Source organism: Streptomyces sp. SPB074 (assembly GCF_000154905.1).
In the GTDB taxonomy this organism is placed as follows: domain Bacteria; phylum Actinomycetota; class Actinomycetes; order Streptomycetales; family Streptomycetaceae; genus Streptomyces.
The window spans coordinates 1,754,888-1,758,309 of record NZ_GG770539.1 but is presented as its reverse complement, the minus strand read 5'-3'; the positions used below and the strand labels follow the sequence as shown (position 1 = coordinate 1,758,309).

At 70.3% G+C, this 3,422-nt stretch carries 4 protein-coding genes; all 4 read left to right on the top strand.

Translation table 11 applies throughout. The features are described from left to right. Positions 1 to 121 (top strand): Asp-tRNA(Asn)/Glu-tRNA(Gln) amidotransferase subunit GatC (locus SSBG_RS06945; protein WP_037869122.1); only part of this gene is annotated, 121 nt, incomplete at its 5' end. 4 nt (positions 122 to 125) lie between these two features. Beyond that, positions 126 to 1,619, top strand: a complete 1,494-nt coding sequence (gatA, locus tag SSBG_RS06940; protein WP_008745493.1) for an Asp-tRNA(Asn)/Glu-tRNA(Gln) amidotransferase subunit GatA — start codon at positions 126 to 128, stop codon at positions 1,617 to 1,619. Then, entirely contained in the window at positions 1,616 to 1,858 is a 243-nt protein-coding gene (locus SSBG_RS06935) for a hypothetical protein (protein ID WP_008745492.1), read from the top strand. The genes gatA and SSBG_RS06935 overlap by 4 nt, the downstream gene beginning before the upstream one ends. 16 nt (positions 1,859 to 1,874) lie before the next feature. Beyond that, positions 1,875 to 3,386: an Asp-tRNA(Asn)/Glu-tRNA(Gln) amidotransferase subunit GatB gene (gene gatB / locus SSBG_RS06930; protein WP_008745491.1), complete on the top strand. Its 1,512-nt coding sequence runs from the start codon at positions 1,875 to 1,877 to the stop codon at positions 3,384 to 3,386. The last annotated feature ends 36 nt before the right edge of the window (positions 3,387 to 3,422 follow it).

The following is a 3,422-nucleotide window of genomic DNA, read 5'->3' as shown; positions in this document are numbered from 1 at the left end:
GACCAATGTCATGCGCGCGGACGAGGTCCGACCCTCGCTCACCCCCCAGCAGGCGCTCTCCGGGGCCCCCGCGCAGGAGCAGCAGCGATTCAAGGTTCCCCAGATCCTCGGGGAGGACTGACGCGATGACCGAGATCATCAGGCTCACCGCCGCCCAGACCGCGGAGAAGATCGCCTCCGGCGAACTCACCGCCGTCGAGGTCACCGAAGCCCACCTCGCCCGCATCGAGGCCGTGGACGAGAAGGTCCACGCCTTCCTGCACGTCGACCGCCAAGGCGCGCTCGCGCAGGCCCGCGCCGTCGACGAGAAGCGTGCCCGCGGCGAAAAGCTCGGCCCGCTCGCCGGTGTGCCGCTCGCGCTCAAGGACATCTTCACGACCGAGGGCGTGCCCACGACGGTCGGATCGAAGATCCTTGAGGGCTGGATTCCGCCGTACGACGCGACCGTCACCCGGCGCCTCAAGGACGCCGACGTCGTCATCCTCGGCAAGACCAACATGGACGAGTTCGCGATGGGCTCCTCCACCGAGAACAGCGCCTACGGCCCCACCGGCAACCCGTGGGACCTCACGCGCATCCCCGGCGGCTCCGGCGGCGGCTCCAGCGCCGCGCTCGCCTCCTTCCAGGCGCCTCTCGCGATCGGCACCGACACCGGCGGCTCCATCCGCCAGCCCGCCGCCGTCACCGGCACGGTCGGTGTCAAGCCGACCTACGGCGGCGTCTCGCGCTACGGCATGGTCGCCTTCTCCAGCTCCCTCGACCAGGGCGGTCCCTGCGCCCGTACGGTCCTGGACGCGGCCCTCCTCCACGAGGTGATCGCCGGCCACGACCCGCTCGACTCCACCTCCGTCGACGCCCCCGTCCCGCCCGTCGTGGAGGCGGCCCGCGGCGGCAGCGTCGCGGGGATGCGCGTCGGCGTCGTCAAGCAGTTCCGCGGCGAGGGCTACCAGGCCGGTGTCGTGCAGCGCTTCGACGAGTCCGTCGAACTGCTCAGAGAGCTGGGCGCCGAGATCGTGGAGCTGGACTGCCCGTCCTTCGACCTCGCGCTCTCCGCGTACTACCTCATCGCCCCCTCGGAGTGCTCCTCGAACCTCGCGCGCTTCGACGCCATGCGATACGGGCTGCGTGTGGGCGACGACGGCACCCGTTCGGCCGAGGACGTCACCGCGATCACGCGCGGCGAGGGCTTCGGGCCCGAGGTCAAGCGGCGCGTCATCCTCGGTACGTACGCGCTCAGCTCCGGCTACTACGACGCGTACTACGGCTCCGCGCAGAAGGTCCGCACGCTCATCACGCAGGACTTCGCGCGCGCCTTCGAGCAGGTCGACGTCATCGTCTCGCCCACCACGCCCACCACCGCCTTCCCGATCGGTGAGCGCAGCGACGACCCGATGGCGATGTACCTCGCCGACCTGTGCACCATCCCGGCGAACCTCGCGGGCAACGCCGCGATGTCCCTGCCCTGCGGCCTCGCGCCGGAGGACGGGCTGCCCGTCGGGCTCCAGATCGTCGCCCCGGCGATGAAGGACGAGCGCCTCTACAAGGTCGGAGCCGCCGTCGAGGCCGCTTTCGTGGAACGCTGGGGGCACCCGCTGCTTGAGGAGGCACCGTCGCTGTGAGCAACGCACTGAGCAAGGCCAAGGGTTTCAAGAAGTCGAAGACCGGCACGTACGTGTCGATCGGCACCACCGCCTTCGGCGCGATCAACGTCATCAAGCAGGTCAAGCGCGCCCGCACCGAGGGCGACAAGCTGCGCCTGGTCGACGCGGTCGTGACCGGCGCCGGCATCATCACCGGGCTCGCCATCCTCTACCGGGAGCTGAAGCGCCTCGGTGACGACGACGTCCTGCTGGGCTGAGAGGGAAAGTTTCACCGTGACCGTCACCGCTGACCTGGTGCCGTACGAGGACGCCCTCGCGTCCTACGACCCCGTCATGGGCCTGGAGGTCCATGTCGAGCTCGGCACCAGGACCAAGATGTTCTGCGGATGCTCCGCCGCCCAGGGCGCGGAGCCCAACGCGCAGACCTGCCCCACCTGCCTCGGCCTGCCCGGCGCACTCCCCGTGGTCAACGCCGTCGGCGTCGAGTCCGCGATCCGTATCGGCCTCGCGCTCCACTGCTCGATCGCCGAGTGGTGCCGCTTCGCCCGGAAGAACTACTTCTATCCGGACATGCCGAAGAACTTCCAGACCTCCCAGTACGACGAGCCCATCGCCTTCGACGGCTATCTCGACGTGCAACTGGAGGACGGCAGCGTCTTCCGTGTGGAGATCGAGCGCGCCCACATGGAGGAGGACACCGGCAAGTCCCTCCACATCGGTGGCGCCACCGGACGTATCCACGGCGCCTCGCACTCGCTGCTCGACTACAACCGCGCCGGCATCCCCCTCATCGAGATCGTCACCAAGCCGATCGAGGGAGCCGGGGAGCGTGCCCCCGAGGTCGCCCGCGCCTACGTCGCCGAACTCCGCGAGGTCATCCGCTCCCTGGGCGTCTCCGAGGCGCGCATGGACAAGGGGCAGATGCGCTGCGACGTGAACCTGTCGCTGCGCCCCAACGGGACCACGCCGCTCGGCACCCGCAGCGAGACGAAGAACGTCAACTCGCTGCGTTCCGTCGAGCGCGCCGCTCGCTACGAGATCCAGCGGCACGCCGCCGTGCTCTCCTCCGGGGGCGCGATCGTGCAGGAGACCCGTCACTTCCACGAGGAGGACGGCTCCACCACCTCCGGGCGGATCAAGGACAACGCGGAGGACTACCGGTACTTCCCGGAGCCCGACCTCGTGCCCGTGGCCCCGCCCAAGGAGTGGGTCGAGCAGCTCCGCGGTGAGCTGCCCGAACTGCCGCTCGCCCGGCGCAACCGGCTGCGTGAGGACTGGGGGGTCGGCGCGCACGAGATGCAGTCCATGCTCAACGCGGGCGCCCTCGACCCGATCGTCGCGACGATCGACGCCGGGGCGCCTGCCGATCAGGCCCGCAAGTGGTGGATGGGCGAGCTGGCCCGTCACGCGAACGAATCCGGCCGCGCGCTGGACGAGTTGGCCATCACCCCGGCACAGGTCGCGCGTGTCACCGCGCTCGTGGCCGCGGGCGACCTCAACGACAAGCTCGCCCGTCAGGTCATCGACGGGGTGCTCGCCGGCGAGGGTGACCCCGACACGGTGGTCGTGAAGCGCGGACTCAAGGTCGTCTCCGACGAAGGCGCCCTTGGGACGGCCGTGGACGAAGCGATCGCGGGCAACGCGGCCGTCGCCGACAAGATCCGCGGCGGCAAGGTCGCCGCGGCGGGCGCGCTCGTCGGCGCCGTCATGAAGGCGACGCGCGGCCAGGCCGACGCGGCCCGCGTCAAGCAGCTCATCCTGGAGAAGCTGGGCGTGAGCGAGTAACCACCGGACCTCTTCCGCTGAATCCGGCGGGGGCGG

Excerpts from the sequence above, each read along its gene's own strand:
- gatA (WP_008745493.1), top strand. The coding sequence starts at position 126 with ATGACCGAGATCATCAGGCTCACCGCCGCCCAGACCGCGGAGAAGATC.